Genomic DNA, 462 nt, shown 5'->3' with positions numbered 1-462 from the left:
AGACACTATGAATCTGGAAACTTCATCGCTAAGGAACACATTACCAAGCGTGGCAATCCCTACGCTAGAAAGATTCTGTTCAAGTGCATTCACAATATCGCTTCAGCTAGTCACACCAATCCTTGCCATATCGCAGACTTTTATGAGAAACGAAAAAGACAATCGCAAACGACTTCAACCAAGCCACACACGATTGCCTCCATACACCGTCTCATTCGGACAATGTATTACCTCATTACGCATAATAAGCTTTACGATTATACTTCTACCCAAAATCGGTAAAACTGTTTATGCAATATCATTGTAACACCTTATCAAAAAATTTCAACATAAGGTGTTGCTTTTGTATACACTTTTTACACTAAACTTTAGTCCAAAATAAAATAATTTCCATATTTGGATTTCGAGACTCAAAATATTTTTCGTCAAATACCTTGATGGACTTGACAAATGGTAGAAAAA

At 35.9% G+C, this 462-nt stretch carries 1 protein-coding gene; it reads left to right on the top strand.

The genetic code is table 11. The features are described from left to right. Nucleotides 1-282 (top strand): transposase (locus tag C1G57_RS09550; RefSeq protein WP_153045630.1); only part of this gene is annotated, 282 nt, incomplete at its 5' end. Between the last annotated feature and the right edge of the window lie 180 nt (nt 283-462).

This window comes from Streptococcus suis, assembly GCF_002960425.1.
GTDB classification, from domain to species: Bacteria; Bacillota; Bacilli; order Lactobacillales; family Streptococcaceae; genus Streptococcus; species Streptococcus suis_S.
Note: the sequence above shows the minus strand (reverse complement) of the source record. Positions and strands in the feature narration are given on the sequence as shown.